General features: G+C 72.9%; 11 protein-coding genes. 10 read left to right on the top strand and 1 reads right to left on the bottom strand.

What is annotated here, in order from left to right; genetic code table 11:
* Positions 1 to 2 precede the first annotated feature (2 nt).
* Positions 3 to 1,793, bottom strand: a complete 1,791-nt coding sequence (locus ACX9TP_RS16820) for a sigma 54-interacting transcriptional regulator (RefSeq protein ID WP_482980741.1) — start codon at positions 1,791 to 1,793, stop codon at positions 3 to 5.
* 223 nt (positions 1,794 to 2,016) lie between these two features.
* Here ACX9TP_RS16820 and ACX9TP_RS16815 point away from each other — a divergent pair, with 223 nt between their 5' ends.
* The 10 genes from ACX9TP_RS16815 (at position 2,017) to ACX9TP_RS16770 (ending at position 15,286) form a co-directional block, all read left to right on the top strand.
* Positions 2,017 to 2,715, top strand: coding sequence for a hypothetical protein (locus ACX9TP_RS16815; protein ID WP_482980740.1), 699 nt, complete (start codon positions 2,017 to 2,019; stop codon positions 2,713 to 2,715).
* A gap of 3 nt (positions 2,716 to 2,718) precedes the next feature.
* On the top strand, positions 2,719 to 3,516 hold the full coding sequence (locus tag ACX9TP_RS16810) for a DUF4126 domain-containing protein (protein WP_482980739.1): 798 nt from the start codon (positions 2,719 to 2,721) through the stop codon (positions 3,514 to 3,516).
* Positions 3,517 to 3,717: 201 nt separating this feature from the next.
* Positions 3,718 to 6,183 (top strand): ABC transporter permease, encoded by a 2,466-nt coding sequence (locus ACX9TP_RS16805; protein ID WP_482980738.1) that lies wholly within the window; start codon positions 3,718 to 3,720, stop codon positions 6,181 to 6,183.
* Between the two features lie 143 nt (positions 6,184 to 6,326).
* The gene (locus ACX9TP_RS16800; RefSeq protein WP_482980737.1) at positions 6,327 to 6,941 is read left to right on the top strand and encodes a 4Fe-4S single cluster domain-containing protein; all 615 of its coding nucleotides are present in this window, start codon (positions 6,327 to 6,329) and stop codon (positions 6,939 to 6,941) included.
* Entirely contained in the window at positions 6,938 to 8,026 is a 1,089-nt protein-coding gene (locus ACX9TP_RS16795) for a hypothetical protein (protein WP_482980736.1), read from the top strand. The genes ACX9TP_RS16800 and ACX9TP_RS16795 overlap by 4 nt, the downstream gene beginning before the upstream one ends.
* Entirely contained in the window at positions 8,023 to 8,589 is a 567-nt protein-coding gene (locus tag ACX9TP_RS16790; RefSeq protein ID WP_482980735.1) for a hypothetical protein, read from the top strand. The genes ACX9TP_RS16795 and ACX9TP_RS16790 overlap by 4 nt, the downstream gene beginning before the upstream one ends.
* Positions 8,586 to 10,709 (top strand): AAA family ATPase, encoded by a 2,124-nt coding sequence (locus ACX9TP_RS16785; protein ID WP_482980734.1) that lies wholly within the window; start codon positions 8,586 to 8,588, stop codon positions 10,707 to 10,709. The genes ACX9TP_RS16790 and ACX9TP_RS16785 overlap by 4 nt, the downstream gene beginning before the upstream one ends.
* Positions 10,702 to 10,968, top strand: coding sequence for a hypothetical protein (locus ACX9TP_RS16780; RefSeq protein WP_482980733.1), 267 nt, complete (start codon positions 10,702 to 10,704; stop codon positions 10,966 to 10,968). The genes ACX9TP_RS16785 and ACX9TP_RS16780 overlap by 8 nt, the downstream gene beginning before the upstream one ends.
* Positions 10,968 to 14,240, top strand: a complete 3,273-nt coding sequence (locus tag ACX9TP_RS16775) for a hypothetical protein (RefSeq protein ID WP_482980732.1) — start codon at positions 10,968 to 10,970, stop codon at positions 14,238 to 14,240. The genes ACX9TP_RS16780 and ACX9TP_RS16775 overlap by 1 nt, the downstream gene beginning before the upstream one ends.
* On the top strand, positions 14,237 to 15,286 hold the full coding sequence (locus tag ACX9TP_RS16770; RefSeq protein WP_482980731.1) for an AAA family ATPase: 1,050 nt from the start codon (positions 14,237 to 14,239) through the stop codon (positions 15,284 to 15,286). Before ACX9TP_RS16775 ends, ACX9TP_RS16770 begins: the two co-directional genes overlap by 4 nt.
* Positions 15,287 to 15,300: the final 14 nt, after the last annotated feature.

Here is a 15,300-nt window from a genome sequence, read left to right as displayed (position 1 = left end):
GCCTAATCCTCCGCCTTCCAGAGGCCGTGGCGCCGGGCCCTGCGGCCCAGCGTCACCGGGTCCATGCCCAGCGCCACGGCCGCGCGCCGCAGCACTCCGCCATGGCGCTCCAGCGCCTCGCGGATGAGCTCGCGCTCCACCCGCTCCAGCCGCGCGCGCAGCGAGCCGTCTCCCGTGTGCTCGTTGCGCACCGGCACCGTGGCCCCCAGCACCGGCGGCAGGAGCCGCTGCGTCACCACCTCGCCCGGGCGGGACAGCAGCACGGCGCGCTCCATGACGTTGCGCAGCTCGCGCACGTTGCCCGGCCACGCATGCGCGCGCAGCGCGTCCTCCGCGTCCGGGGCAATGCCGCTGGCGGAGCGCTTGAGGGCGCGGTTGAACAGCTCCAGGAAGTAGCGCGCCAGCTCGGGCACGTCCTCGGGCCTGTCCCGCAGGGGCGGGATGTCGATGGTGAAGCTGTTGAGCCGGTAGAAGAGGTCCGCGCGGAAGCGCCCGGCGCGCACCTCCTCGCCCAGGTCCTTGTTGCTGGCGGCCACCACGCGCACGTCCACGTGGCGCACATGGGGGCCGCCCACCGGACGCACGTCCCCCGTCTCCAGCACGCGCAACAGCTTCGCCTGGAGGTTGGGGGTGGTGTTCTCGATTTCGTCCAGGAAGATGGTGCCGCCGTTGGCGAGCACGAACAGGCCCGGGTGGTCCGCCACCGCGCCGGTGAAGGCGCCCTTCACGTGGCCGAACAGCTCGCTCTCCAGCAGCGTCTCCGTCAGCGCGCCGCAGTCCTGCGCCACCAGCGACACGTCCCCGCGCCCGCTGAGCCGGTGGAGGATGCGCGCCAGCACCTCCTTGCCGGTGCCCGTCTCGCCCTGCAGCAGCACCGCCACGCGGTGGGGCGCCACCAGGCGCACCATCTCCATCACCCGCTGCATGGCCCCGCTGCGGAAGCCCACCTCGTCCGCGCCCCGTCCGCCCGGGGCCGCCGGGAGCGCCTGCGTCAATGCCCGCTCGCGCAGCAGGTTGCGCTCCAGCTCCAGCGCCATGCGCCACTGCTCGGTGCGCACGCCGTGCTCGCGGCCCGCGTCCAGCACCGCCTGGCGCAGGGCCTCCGGCGTGGGGTGGGGCCCGGGGGCGCGGAAGATGCGGCCGGCGTTGAAGAGAGCCACCAGCCGCTCCGGGGCGGCGGGCGCGCAGTAGACGATGCGCGAGGCGAGGTCGCTCGGCGGGCCGCCGCCGGACACGTCCTGCTCCGCGCGGTGCAGGGCCAGCGACTGCACCAGCGCCAGCGCCTGCTCCTCGTCGTGCCCGCACACCACCAGCGCGGCGGCGTCACCTCGCGTCAGCAGCGTGTGGACCTCGTCGAGGTGGGAGGCGAAGTGGGGCGTGGCCTGCCCCTCCAGCGCCGCGCGCACCCCGCGGGCCTCCAGCTCGCTGGCGAACGCCACCACCACCTGGATGTGCGTGGTGGTGAGGTAGCGCGCCAGCTTCACCCGGTCCGAGCCCTCGAAGGTGCGGAACACGACGCCCAGCGACGTCACCGCCCCGGACGCGTCATGCCGCCACCGCACGTCCCCGAGCACGCGGATGTGCTCTCCCGAGTCGGGCAGCGAGAAGGACAGCTCCACCTCCTCGCCCTCGCGAGGCCCCTCCGCGACATCGCGCGGCGTGGCGACGAGGCCGATGCCCGTGTCGCTGATGTTGACGGCCCAGCACCCATGGAGCGCGGGCTGCGTCACCACCTTCACGTACAACGGCTTGCGCTCGCTTCGAGGGGCGTAGGCGGACACAGGCCGCGTCATGGCTGAAGCACTCTACTTCAAAGGTGAAGCTGTGACGTGAAATTGCCGCTAAAGAGGATTCAGCACCCATCACTCGCGCGCGGGGTGAGGGCGCGCTTCACGGGGCGGGGCTTCCGACACCCGGGGTGGCTGGGGCAGCCGGGGCGCCCATTGGAAAGACAATTCCCCACCGGTACCGTTTACACCTTGCACGCTTTGCAATGAGGGGGAAGTCACCGTGACGATGAGCGCCACCGCGGTCGCCGGCAGCGACGAGCACGAGCTCGCGCTGCTCCTGGGTGGCCGTTGCCGCCGCTGTGCCGAGAAAATCCCGGGAGGCGCCGTGCTGCGAGGCAGGCCGTGTCCGGGGTGCGGCGAGCAGACGCTGCCGAGCCCGGCCGACCGGGAGATGCTGAACCAGCTGGCCTCCGAGCGCGCCTCGGCGCGGCTGTGGGTCACGGTGGCGGTGGTCGCGGTGGCAAGCCTCGCGGCGAGCTGGTTCCCGCTGCTCACGTCCCTGCTGCTGCTGGCCGCGCTGTTCTGGATTCGGGCGACGCTCGTGCAGCCGGCGCTCCAGCTGCTCACGCCCCAGCGCCGTCAGGTGTCGCGCCTGACGCTGCGGCTGTCGGCGGCGTGCTTCCTCGCGGCGTCCGTCATCCTGTGCGAGCTGCTCACCTTCGTCCCCGCCTTCGGCGCCCTGGCCAAGGTGGTGCTGAGCACCAGCCAGGTCGCCGCCGCCGGCATCTTCGCGCGCCGCTACCTGGGCTGGCAGACGGAGCGCGAGGCCCGGGGCATTCCCATGGCGGGCTGGGAGGTGGCGCTGCTCGTGGGCTTCCTGCTGACGCTGCTGGCCTTCACGGCCGCCTCGGTGGCGCTGCTGTGGTGGGTGTTCCAGAAGCTGGGGCTCCTCCAGTCGTTCATCGCCGCTCCGGTGGGAGTCTGAGCCATGCTCTCGTTCGCACTGATTTCACAGCTCATCGGGTTGAGCAGCGCGTCCGGCACGCGCGCGGGGGGCAGCCTGCTGCTGCTGGCGCTGGCCGCGCACTTCCGCCTCCTCGTGCTTCCCGCGGACATGGCCTGGATGGCCACGCCCGAGGCGATGGGCATCTTCGCCACCCTGCTCGCCTTCGAGATGTACACGCAGCGGGACGGGGACCTGCGCATGTTCCTGGGGTCGGCGCAGCTCGCGCTGAGCGCCGGCAGCGGGGCCATGGTGGCACTCGCGTCGTTGGGGGTGCAGACGGGGCAGATGCCTCCGTGGGCCGTGGGCGCCGTGGGCGCGGGCATCGCGGTGGCGACGCTGTCCATGCGCCAGCGCCTGCAGCAGAGCGTGGACAACCTGGAGTCCGAGCTGTTCCACCCGTACCGGTGGCTGATGCGCACGGAGGACTTCCTGGGCCTGGGCGTGGCCGCGGCGGCCATCCTCTGGGCGCCGCTGGCCCTGGCGCTCGTGCTGGCCTTCACGCTGGGCGGTGTGGCCGCGGCCATGGTGGCCCGACGGATGGAGGCACGCTCGCGGCGGCCGTGTCCGGCGGGGTGTGGGGCGTCCATCCGTGAAGAGGCCTCGCGCTGCCCGAAGTGCAAGGCGGATGTGCCCGTGGCGGTGAAGCTGGACCTGCGGCTCGGGGGCCGGGCGCGGGACGTGGTTCGCGGGGCGCTGCCCACGCACCTGCCCACCTTCCGCGGCGCGCCAGCGGCGCGAGACGTGCCCGCTGAAGGACTGAGAAGACACGGCGGGCAATGACAACTCACGCTACGGCTTGAAGCCCCCGACGAGGACGTCGCCCCCCAGCGCGGACGGTGTGCAATCAGACACACCCCGCGTTCCAGCCATGGGACGGCACCGTCCCAGAAGTGAGGCATTCCCGGGCCCCCTGCAGGGCGCTGGAGGCGTACGGTTCGTGGCACGCTTCTTCCAGCGCGGCACACGAACGGAGGGCGCACCATGGTGGCAGCCGCGCTGACGACAGTCCTGCAGGACCTGCGCTACGCCGTCCGCGGGCTGCGGCGCTCCCCCGGCTTCACGCTGGTGGCGGTGGTGGTGCTCGCGCTGGGCATCGGCGCGAACGTGAGCCTCTTCTCGGTGCTCCATGCCGTGCTGCTGCGGCCCCTGCCCTTCCCCGAGCCGGAGCGACTGGTCAGCGTGCAGCAGGCGAAGCCCGGGGAGCTGGGCGGAGTCTCGTATCCGAACCTCCTCGACTGGCGCGCGGGCACTACCGCGTTCGAACGCCTCGCCGTGTATCTGCCCACGCAGTTCACACTGAGCGGTGATGGAGATGCGGCACGCGTCACGGGTGTCATTGCCTCGGCGGACCTCTTCCCCCTGCTCGGCACCGCGCCCGCGATGGGACGCACGTTCCTCCCCGAAGAGGACCAGCTCGGCGGCGGCCCCGAGGGCATCCGCCCCGTCGTCCTCAGCCATGCCTTCTGGCAGAAGCGCTTCCCGGGAGCCGGGCATGGCGACCCGGGCGTGCTGGGGCGCGTGGTGCGGCTGGACGACGTGCCCTTCACCGTCGTGGGCATCATGCCCGAGGGCTTCACCTTCCCGCTCCAGCGCGAGCCGGTGGACCTGTGGGTGAGCGTGGCCGTGGACGCGGAGCCCTCCGTGTACGGTGGTACCATTCCGAAGAGCCGCGGCTACATGCGCTACGAGGCGGCCGTGGCCCGCTTGAAGCCCGGCGTCTCCGTGGAGGCCGCCCAGGCGGAGCTGGGTGCGCTCGCGACCGAACTGGGCCGGGCGCATCCAGAAGGCGGCTCCTACACCGAGGTGCGGGTGGTGCCGGGGCTGGAGCGGCTGGTGGGCCCGGTGCGTCCGGTGCTGCTGCTGCTCTTCGCCGCCGTGGCCTGTGTGCTGCTCATCGGCTGCGTCAACGTGGCGAACCTCCTGCTGGCCCGCGCCACCGTGCGGCGGCGTGAGGTGGCCGTGCGGCTCGCGCTGGGCGCCAGCCGGGCCCGCGTGGTGCAACTGCTGCTCACCGAGAGCCTGCTGCTGTCCTGCCTCGGCGGGGCCCTGGGCCTGCTCCTCGCCGTCTGGGGAGTGGACCTCCTCCTCGCCTTCGCTCCGGCGGACGTGCCCCGTCTCGACGAGGTGCACGTGGACGCGGTGGCGGTCGGCTTCACGCTGCTGTTGTCGCTGGGCACGGCGCTCGGCTGCGGGCTGGTGCCGGCACTGAGCAACTCCGAGCCGGGCCTGCGCGAGGCGCTGAAGGACGCGGCACGCGGCACCACCGGAGGCCGGTCCATGCTGCGCCTGCGCGGTGCGCTGGTGGTGGCGCAGACGGCGCTCGCGCTGATGCTGCTCGTGGGCGCGGCGCTGCTGATGAACAGCCTGGTGCGGCTCGCGCGCGTGGACCCGGGCTTCGACTCGCGAGGCCTGCTCGCGGTGAACCTGGACCTGCCCGTGTCCCGCTACCCCATGCGCTCCGCGGAGGTGTCCGGGTTCTACGCGCGGCTGGTGGAGCGGCTGAAAGGCGCCCCCGGAGTCACCGCCGTGAGCACCGCCGAGGGGCTGCCCTTGAGCGGGCTGAACAACGGCACCAGCGTGCAGGTGGAGGGCATGCCAGCCGCGCAGAACGCCGCGCAGCTTCGCTTCGTGGGGCTCGACTACTTCCGCACCCTGGGAATCCCATCCGTCGCGGGGCGCGACTTCGCCGTGAGCGATGACCGGGCGGCGCCTCCAGTGGTGATGGTCAACGAAGCCTTCGTGCGCCGCTTCCTGGACGGCCGGGCCCCGCTGGGGCAGCGGCTGAAGCTCGGCTGGGGCGGCGCCGCGGCGAAGGAGCTTGTCGGCGTGGTGCGGGACGTGCGGCACGAGAGCCTCGGCGCCCCGCCGGAGCCCGAGGTGTACGTCCCCCATGCCCAGTTCCCGCTCAATGCGCTGACCGTGTTCCTGCGGACGTCGGGGGAGCCGATGGCGCTGCTGCCCACCGTCCGCGCCGAGGTCCGCGCGCTGGACGCGGGCGTGCCGCTCGCGGGCGTGAAGACGGTGGAGGGCTTCATCGACGACTCGCTGGTGCCGCAGCGCTTCGTGACGCTGCTGCTGGGCGTGTTCGCGGGAGTGGCGCTGGTGCTGACGCTGCTCGGGCTCTCCAGCGTGATGGCGTACACGGTGGCGCAGCGGACGCATGAGTTCGGCGTGCGCACGGCGCTGGGGGCGCAGGCCTCGGACGTGCTGTGGCTCGTGCTCTGGCAGGGTGTGCGCCGCACCTGCGTGGGCGTGGGGCTGGGCCTGGCGGGCTCGCTCGTGCTCACCCACGTCCTGGAGCGCTGGCTGTATGGCGTCACCGCGACGGACCCGTGGACGATCATCGGCGTCGCACTGCTTCTGACGACCGCGGCGCTCCTCGCCTGCTACGTCCCGGCCCGTCGCGCCACGCGTGTCTCGCCACTGGTGGCCCTTCGCGCGGAGTAGGGCGAAGTACGCCGGCTCCTCCTCCTGCCGGGCAGGCTCATAGCTCCACCTGACCTGCGGCGTATTCGCGGAGTCAGGTAGCCCAAGAAGCCACACGCCCCTCCCCCGGACAGGGCCGCTCCTGGCATGCTGCGCGGACGCCCATGTCCCCGGCCCACGGCACCACGACTCCCGACAGCGGCCCCGTGCTCCGGGTGGCGCAAATCGTCCCGCGCACCGAGGCAGAAGGGCCGGGCGTGCGCTTCTCCATCTGGGTCCAGGGCTGTGCCCTGCGGTGCCCGGGTTGCTGCAATCCGGAGATGTTCGCCTTCGAGCGCGGCACCGTCATGACGGTGGAGTCCCTCGCCGCGCGCATCCTCTCCACCCCGGGCATCGAGGGCCTCAGCCTCCTGGGCGGCGAGCCCACCTCCCAGGCCGGCCCCGCCGCCGACCTCTGCGAGCGCGTCCGCGAGGCGGGCTTGAGCATCATGGTCTTCACCGGCCACACGCTCGCGGAGCTCCAGGCCCAGGCCCGCCCCGACGTGGACCGCCTGCTGCGAACCGTGGACCTGCTGGTGGACGGCCGCTTCGAGCAGGACCAGCCGGAGACGCGGCGACGCTGGATTGGCTCGCGCAACCAGGTCATGCACTTCCTCACCGGGCGCTACTCCCCGGACGAGCCCCGGTTCACCGCCCCCAACACCGCCGAGATGCACCTCGTCGACGGGAAGCTCGTCATCAACGGCTGGCCCGAGCTCGCCAACCGGCTCCGTCCATGATTCGCGTTTCCACCGCCGAGCACGAGTTGCTCACGCTGGCCCGCGCCATCATCGGCCTGGGACAGTACACGCCCGTCGAGGACCTCCTCCGCGACAGGCACACCACCGCCCCCGAGCGCCTCAGCCCCGGCGCCATGCACGCGCTGCGCGACACCTTGTCCAAGGGCGCCGTCCTCACCCTCGCCCGCTGCGGCGGCTGGCGCAGGCAGCGCTACCTCGACGGCGGGCAGGAGCGCTCCGGCCGGCTCTGGGAGCGGCACCCGCCGCCCGCGCTCCACTTCTCCGCCCTGTGCTTCCAGACGCTGCGCTGGCTGCTGGAGCAGCCGCTCGTGAAACACGGGTGCAAGTCGCTCGACGCGGAGAGCGGGCTCACGCTCGCGGACGAGCTCTTCCTCTACCTGTGCGGCCGCCTCGTGGCCGGTACCCCCTGCGCGAAGGCCGTGGGAGAGCAGGCCCTCTTCCGGCGCTCCACCCTCTGCTGGCTCGGCGTCCCCGAGCTGTTCGGCTCCGCGACTCCGAAGCTCACCGCCGCCTCCTTCGCCCCGCTGCTCGCGGACGGCGGCTGGCTGCTGGAGGCCCTGCGCGTGGAGCTCGCGCACCGCTGGCGCCGCCTCGAGGAGTCCAAGCGCTTGCTCCACGAGCCCGAGGCGCTGGTGGCCCGGGGCACCGCGCAGGAGGCCGTGCTGTCCGCGTTCCTCGACGCCGTGGACGCCGCCGGACGTCGGGACCTCGCCGGCTTCCTGCTGGAGGCCGGACGCCCCCTGCTGGAGCAGCCCGCGTCGCGCTGGGTGGAGGGCCTGTCCCTCACCGCGTCCCTGGGTCAGCGCGCCGCCGCCGCCCGCGCGGCGGGAGGCTACCTCCGCGCCCTGGACCGGCTCGCGCGCTGGGACGCGGAGCACCGTGCGGTGCGCTTCTTCGACGACGGCTATGACGCCGCCCAGCTCCTCCTCTCCGAGTGGGGCCCCTTCGGCGAGGCCGGCTTCCGCCGCGCCGCGGACCTGGAGCGGGAGCTGTCCTCGTCCCTCACGACCGCCAGCGCGATTCCAGCTACCCTTCCCCCTTCCTCTCCCGGGAGCGCCCCATGAGCCGCGCCTACCGTGTCTCCGTCTCCGAGTCCCTCAACCGCGTGGTGCAGGCCGAGGACGGCATCTGCTCCAAGCTGGAGCTGCTCCCCCTGCTATCTCGCGAAGAGCTGGCCGGCCTGCTCGCCGCGGAGCTGGAGGGCCGTGGCTTCAGCCGTGACGGTGACGTGGCGGTGCGCACGGAGGCGGACGGCGTGCGCATCGCCGTGGACGTCACCACCGGAGACGTCAGCGTCACCCTCGCCGACCAGGCGGAAGTGGAGCTGACGGCCCGGGGCGAGCTGTCCGTGGCCAATCCCGGTGAGATGAAGGAGGCCGAGGTCCGGGCACGCGAGAAGGCGCGAAGCCGCCTGGAAGACGAGGCGAAGGATGCCTCCGAGCGCCTGCGCGAGCAGGTCACCCGCCGCCTCGAGGGCCGGCTGAGGGACCTCAAGTCGGAGCTGGACGCCGTGTCGAACAAGGTGACCGCCGACGCGCTCAAGGTGCGCGCGAAGCAGCTGGGCACCGTGGAGGAGATTCACGAGGACGCGGCCACAGGCTCGCTCACCATCAAGGTCCGCGTATGAGCCAGCGCATCGCAGAGGACTCGCTCCCCACCGAGCTGTCGCCCTTCGCCGCCGTCGAGGCCGCCTACCCCGCCGAGCTGAACCGCGTCTGCGAGGCGCTGCTGCGCGGCCTGCCGGTGATGATTGAAGCCGACAAGGAGCTGACGCCCTTCTTCTACAAGTGCCTGCGCGACAGGCTGAAGAAGGACGGCAAGCAGTTCCTCTACCTGGACGGCCGCGCCGCGCAGGAGCCGCCTCCGGGCATGCCCGCGCCGAGCATGATGGCCACGCTCATCGGCCAGCTCCGGGACGCGGTGCGCGGCGCGGTGCGCGAGCGCATCGTCGTGCTGCCCCACCTGGACCTGCTCACCACCAGCAGCGGCGGCCTCACTTCCGAGGCGCGCGAAGTCATTCCCCTCCTGTACGAGAACCCGGAGATGCTCTGGGTCGGCTTCAAGGACCCGTCCTTCCCGGTGCCGCGCGTCATCGAGAACCTGTTCCCGCACAAGGAGAGCATCCTCGGCGTGGGCCGCGACAGGCTCCGCTACCTCATCACCCAGCGCGAGTGCCGCAAGTTCGGCCGGGGCCTGCAGCCCTACGCGCTCTACAAGCACGTCTCCGGCGTCAACGCCGTGCGCCTGCGCCGGCTGCTCGGTGCGATTACCGGCGAGGACTACCCCGCGGACCCGAGGCCCGCGTACGCGCAGCTCCGCTCGGCCACGCTCACCGGCAACCTGAGCGTGCCGGACATGGACCTGAACGCGGACATCGGCGGCTACGCCAAGGTGAAGCAGCGCCTCCAGCAGGAAATCCTGGACGTGCTCGCGCACAAGGACACGCTGAATGACCCGGAGGCGGTGAAGCGCGTGGAGGCGCTGCTGCCGCGCGGGATGATTTTCTGGGGCCCTCCCGGCACGGGCAAGACGCTCTTCGCCAAGGCGATGGCGTCGTCGCTCGGCGCGGCGGTGCAGGTGGTGAGCGGCCCGGAGCTGAAGAGTCGCTGGGTGGGCGAGAGCGAGGAGAACCTCCGTCAGATTTTCGTCCGCGCCCGGCAGGCGGCGCCCAGCATCATCGTCTTCGACGAGCTGGACTCGTTCGCGGCGGCGCGCGGCACCTTCACCGGCTCCGGCGTGGAGCACTCCATGGTGAACCAGCTGCTCACGGAGATGGACGGCTTCCGCAAGGAGGAGCTGGTCTTCGTGGTGGGCACCACCAACTTCGTGGAGTCGCTGGACCCGGCGCTGCTGCGCCCCGGCCGGTTCGAGTTCCAGCTGTGCATCCCCTACCCCAACAGCGCGGACCGGCGCGCCATCCTGTCCATCTACGACAAGAAGCTGGGCCTGGAGATGACGGAGCGCGCGCTGGACTACGCGGTGAAGCGCACGGGTGACCTGGTGGAGGGCACCGGCACGCGCTTCTCCGGCGACCACATCCAGGCGCTGTGCCGGGCGCTCGCGCGGCGGCGGCTGCGCGAGGGCTCGCACGCGCCCACCGAAGCGGTGGACGTGGAGAAGGCCCTCAGCGACTTCCTGGACCGGCCGGAGCTCACGCCCACCGAGGAGAAGGTGGTGGCCACGCACGAGGCCGGCCACGCGGTGTGCGCCCTCTTCTGTCCGCACGCGCCCGCCATCGACCGCATCAGCATCCGCGGGGACCTCGCCGGCTCGCTCGGCTTCGTGCAGTACGCGGACCCGGCGCACCGGTACGTCGTCACGCGCGGGCAGATGCTCGACAGCATCTGCATGCTCTTCGGCGGCCGCGAGGCGGAGTCGCTGCTGCTGGACGACCTCTCCATGGGCAGCGCGCATGACCTGCAGCGCGCCACGGAGATGGCCCGCGAGCTGGTGGAGGAGCTGGGCATGGGCGGCGACGGCGTGCCGGTGCGCCGCTTCGACGCCCCGGGGCGCAACGCCGAGCGGCACGCCCTCTCCGACGCCACGCGCGGCACGCTGGAGGCCGCGGTGCAGGAGGTGCTGGAGGTGCAGCGCGCCCGGGCGCGCGACATCCTCCGCCGCGAGAAGGACCGGCTCGTGGCGCTGCGTGACTTGCTCATCGAACGCAAGGTGTTGGACCGCGAGGCCTTCACCCACCTGGCGCCCGCGTCGGCGGCGCCGAAGAAGAAGGAGCCCGCCCTTGGCTAGCCTCATCCTCCGCCTCCAGGTGGACCCCGCGACGGGCCGCAAGGACGTCGTCATCCAGTACGAGAGCGACTCGGACGCGCTGCCCATGGAGCACGAGGAGGAGCACCGCCGCCTCGTGGACAAGCTCATCGCCGGCGGCACGCTCAAGGCCTCCGAGCTGGGCCGGGTCATCGTCCAGCGCGACACCCCGGCCGGGCAAGCCGCGGAGCCCACGTCCTCGGCCGAGGAGACTTCCGGAAAGGTGGGCCAGAAGGCCTGATGTCCACGCTCGTCTTCCCCAGTGAGGAAGCGCTGCAGCTCGCGCTCACCTCCGGCCTCGTCCCTTCCGAAGTACAGGCCTCACCGGCGCGCTACCGCCGCACCGCCGAGGGTGCGCTCCACGTCACCCCGGAGTCGCCCCTCACGAAGGCGGCGCTCAAGGGGCTGACCTCGCTCGGTGTCCGGGTGGAGGACGCGGAGTCCGGCCGCGTGGCCCCGGTGCTCTGCTGGGCGGAGCTGGTCCGCCCGCGCCGCATCCCCGTCGAAGCGGCGCCGGGCGGCCCGGTGCTCTTCCTCCCGGCCAGCGCGGACGCGCTGCTGCCCCTGGCGGGAGAGATGCTGCGGCTGGGCTGTGACAGGCAGGAGGTCTGCCTCGCCGGCAGCGCCCGGGGCGACCAACGGCGGGCCCTGCTGCGCGCGGTGGCGCCGCCGTACTTCACCCTCACCGGCGCGCTGGACCACACGGGGGGCCTGCGCGCCTTCGTGCCCGCGGTGCCCGGACAGCACTCCGTCTGGGTGGAGCTGGGCCACACGCACCCGCTCGCGCGCACGCTCCAGCCCGCGAAGGGGACGCTGCTGCTCATTCCCGGCGACGGGCGCTGGCAGACGGCGCCGGACGGCCCGTGGACGGACCTCTACCAGCTCACGGACCTGCGCCTCCCCGAGCCGGCGGAGGACTGGGAGGCCGTGGCCGCGCCCGGGCGCCTCTCGGTGCCCCTGCGCCTCACCCGCGCGGCGCGCACGGAGCCCGCGAGACTGTGGGTGCTTCGCGACGACGCGCGGGCCCAGGTGGAGTCGCTCGTGCACACGCTGCCCGAGACGCTGCTGGCGCAGCTCCGCTTCGCCGTGGCCGGGCCGCCGGACGCGCCGTGCATCGTCCTGAGGGCGAGGGCGGGCCGGGAGCGGCCCCCGGAGCTGGGCCTGTCCGGCATGGCCTACGCGCCGCTGCCGCAGCTGGCGGACCTGTACCTGCCGTGTGACGGGCTGCTGGAGCCCCCCGTGCGACGGGACAGGCTGCGAGCGCTGCTCACCCCCGAGCGCGACACCGTGACGTGGCTGCACCCCACGGGCAACGGGGCCTTCCGCGCCGAGCGCCTGCCCGAGTCCGCCTTCCATCCGCTCGACGCCTGGGTGGACTACGTGGTGGACACGGGCGCCGCCGCGCTGGTGCCGTGGGTGCGGGGAGCGACGTTCGACTTCGAGGCCTTCGAGGCCGCCGCGGGCGAGTGGCAGTCCGCCGCACCACAGAAGGAGGAAGAGGACGACGAGAAGGACCCGAAGTCGTCCCGTCGCTCGCGCCGCGCCGCCGCGCCGCCGCCGGCCGAAACGTCCGAGCCGGCGACGCGCAACGTGAGGCGTGCCACGGAGGCGGCGCCCCCGGGCGTGCGGCTGGCCCCGCTCACGCCCGCGCAGCTCGGCGCCGCGGAGGAGGAGCTGGCGAAGCTGGAGAAGTCCTTCCTCGCGCTCGACGCCCCGGCGGACTCCGCCGAGCGGCGGCGGCTCTGGGTGCGCATGGCGGAGCTGAATGGTCAGCTCGGGCGCAGGCGCGACGCGGGCCTGTGCTGGACGCGGGCGCTCTGGGAGAGCGCGGGCCCCGAGGCCGCCGAGCTGGCCTCGCGCTGGGCCGAAGCCGAGACGGACGGCGCGCCCTCCACCGCCGAGCTGCTCTCGCGCGCCACGCCCTCGGACGACGACGTGCGGGCGCTCGCCAGCAGCCTGACGCGCGCGGTGCTGGCACCTGACGGGAAGGCGCCCGGTGAAGTGCCCTCGCTCCAGCGCTGGTTGGACCGGCACGACGGGGCGCTCGACGTGCGCTCGCTGTGGCTGGCGCGGGCCTCGCTGGACCGGCTCGCGGGCGGAGACCCGCTCGGACTGGCGCGGGCGGGAGACAGGTTGTTGGAGCTGCTCCAGCGCGGCCTGTCCCTGGCGCGCGACGTGCCCCGCTTCCTGCGGGCCGGCACGGACGCGACGCACGCGCCCCGGCTGGTGGCGCAGCTGGAGGCGATGATGGAGCGCTTCGAGCGCACCACGCGCCGCCGCTCCTCCATCGAGGCCCCGCCCGTCCTCACCCAGGCCTATGTCCGCTTCGTCTTCGCCTGCGGGCTGGCGCGGCTGGGACAGGCGGACCGGGCCCGGGCGCTCGCCGTCTCCGCGACGGAGGCGCTCGACGCGACGGAGCCCATCCACGGCTTCCTCTCGCGAGCCTACGGCGCGCGCGTGGCACAGGCCCTGGAGGGCCAGGCGCCGGAGACGCCGCTGCCGGCGGACGTCGCCTCGGAGCTGAACGCGCTGAACACCTTCCAGCGGTACAAGGTGGACCGGCTGCGGCAGTCCTCCGCGCTGCTGGAGCCGAGCGAGCGGCTGGACCCGGCGCGGGCCTTCGGGCGCGGCGCACGCGACTTGCGGGGCGAGGAGTTCGCGGCGCTGCGGGACATCCGGGACCCGGGCCGGGTGGCCGCCGAGGTGGAGGCACTCACCTCCCGCGCCACCGCGCCGAAGCTGGCCGCGCCGGAGCGCCAGCGGCTGCTGGGAGGACTGCTGGACACGCTCCCCCGGCTGCCCCCGGCGCGCGCGCTGCCGCTGTTGGACAGGCTGGTGGGCGCGCTGGAAGGACTGCCCGGCGAGGTCCAGGGGCAATTGCTGGGCGACGCGCTCACGCTGGCGGCCCTCTTCGGCCGGGCGGACCGGGCGACGGCGCTGGCGACCCGCCTGCGCAAGGTGCTGGCGGGGTTGCCTCCCGAGTCCCTGGCGTGGGGCCAGGGCCTGCTGGGCGTGAGCCTGCGCGGCCTGCGCCGGGTGGGCCTGTCCCGCGAGGCGCGTGAGTTGGTGGACGCGACGCAGGGGCTCCTTGCGAAGCCGAAGACGCCGCTGCCGGCGCAGCTGGGCGTGGCCGCGGGCCTGGCGATGCTGGGACGCACCGATGAGGCCCTGCCCGTGTTCGACCGGGCCTTCGACTCGCTCACCGCGGCAAAGGGTGCGCTGCCGGAGCGACTGGCGCTGACGCGGAGCCTGGCGGGTGCGCTGGCGCACGCGCCGGTGGACGTGGCCCTGCCCGGGCTGGCGAGGCTGTCGGAGCAGCTGCCGAACGTGACGGACAGCTACAACACGAACAGCCACTTCTGCCTCTCCGTGGTGGAGCTCGCGGACGCGCTGGTGCTGGGCCACGTGGAAGTGGGCCAGGGCAGCGGTGAGCGGGCGCGGAGCTGGCTGGACGAGGACGAATTCCTGGTGCGACGGCGCATCCATCGGGAGCTGGAGGAGCGCACAACATGAGCAGTCTGCCCCGGCGCGAAGAGTCACCCGCCGTCGACCCCATCAGCGAGCTGTCCCTGGACGCGCTCTCGCGCGAGGCCCACGCCTTGCGCGAGCGGCTGAACCGCTTCCGGCTGGCGCTGGGCCGGCACTTCGTGGGCAAGCAGGACCTGGTGGACCTGATGACCGTGGCGGCGGTGGCACAGGAGCCGCTGCTGCTCGTGGGCCCTCCGGGCACGGCGAAGTCGGACCTGGTGCTCAAGTTCCGGGACGCGCTGCGCATCCCCAACGAGGACTACTTCGAGTACCTCCTGACGCGCTTCACCGAGCCGTCGGAAGTCCTGGGCCCCATCGACATCAACCTGCTGCGCCAGGGGCGCTACATCCGGCGCGAGGGCGGCAAGCTGCCCACCGCGCGGCTCGTCTTCCTGGACGAGGTCTTCAAGGCCAGCTCCGCCATCCTCAACGCGCTGCTCACCGTCATCAACGAGCGCAAGTTCTACCAGGACGGCGCGCCGCAGCCGGTGCGCCTGAAGGTCCTCTTCGCCGCCACCAACGAGCTGCCCGAGCACGCGGAGCTGGGCGCGCTCAAGGACCGCTTCTGCCTCAAGGCCGCGTGCCGCCCTGTGCAGGACCGCTACTTCCTGGAGCTGCTCGACTCGGGCCTGGACTCGCAGACGCACCGCGAGATGAACCAGAAGCCGTGGGCGGAGGGGCACGCCTCGCTGGACGACGTGCTCAAGGCGCACCGCTACCTGACGCTGATGATGGGCAGGCGCGAGACGGGCCCGGACGGGCGCGAGCTGCGAGACCGCGACCTCTTCTTCCGCGACGAATTGCTGCGCGAGTTCCGCCGCGTGGTGCAGACGCTGACGCGCGAGGACGGCGTCTTCATCAGCGACCGCAAGCTGGTGAAGCTGTACCGGCTGCTGCGCACCCGTGCGTGGATATTCCACGGCGGCGCGGTGGAGCGGCAGGACCTCCAGCTCCTCTCCTACCTGGGCGAGAGCCGCGAGGAGATTGATTTGCTGGAGGAGAAGGTGCCCCGGCTGCTGGGCCTCACCTGACGCCGGAGCCGTCG

This window comes from Pyxidicoccus sp. M15 (assembly GCF_056858435.1).
Note: the sequence above shows the minus strand (reverse complement) of the source record. Positions and strands in the feature narration are given on the sequence as shown.

Excerpts from the sequence above, each read along its gene's own strand:
- ACX9TP_RS16770 (WP_482980731.1), top strand. The coding sequence starts at position 14,237 with ATGAGCAGTCTGCCCCGGCGCGAAGAGTCACCCGCCGTCGACCCCATC.
- ACX9TP_RS16815 (WP_482980740.1), top strand. The coding sequence starts at position 2,017 with ATGAGCGCCACCGCGGTCGCCGGCAGCGACGAGCACGAGCTCGCGCTG.
- ACX9TP_RS16775 (WP_482980732.1), top strand. The coding sequence starts at position 10,968 with ATGTCCACGCTCGTCTTCCCCAGTGAGGAAGCGCTGCAGCTCGCGCTC.
- ACX9TP_RS16810 (WP_482980739.1), top strand. The coding sequence starts at position 2,719 with ATGCTCTCGTTCGCACTGATTTCACAGCTCATCGGGTTGAGCAGCGCG.
- ACX9TP_RS16785 (WP_482980734.1), top strand. The coding sequence starts at position 8,586 with ATGAGCCAGCGCATCGCAGAGGACTCGCTCCCCACCGAGCTGTCGCCC.
- ACX9TP_RS16820 (WP_482980741.1), bottom strand. The coding sequence starts at position 1,793 with ATGACGCGGCCTGTGTCCGCCTACGCCCCTCGAAGCGAGCGCAAGCCG.
- ACX9TP_RS16800 (WP_482980737.1), top strand. The coding sequence starts at position 6,327 with ATGTCCCCGGCCCACGGCACCACGACTCCCGACAGCGGCCCCGTGCTC.
- ACX9TP_RS16790 (WP_482980735.1), top strand. The coding sequence starts at position 8,023 with ATGAGCCGCGCCTACCGTGTCTCCGTCTCCGAGTCCCTCAACCGCGTG.
- ACX9TP_RS16805 (WP_482980738.1), top strand. The coding sequence starts at position 3,718 with ATGGTGGCAGCCGCGCTGACGACAGTCCTGCAGGACCTGCGCTACGCC.
- ACX9TP_RS16795 (WP_482980736.1), top strand. The coding sequence starts at position 6,938 with ATGATTCGCGTTTCCACCGCCGAGCACGAGTTGCTCACGCTGGCCCGC.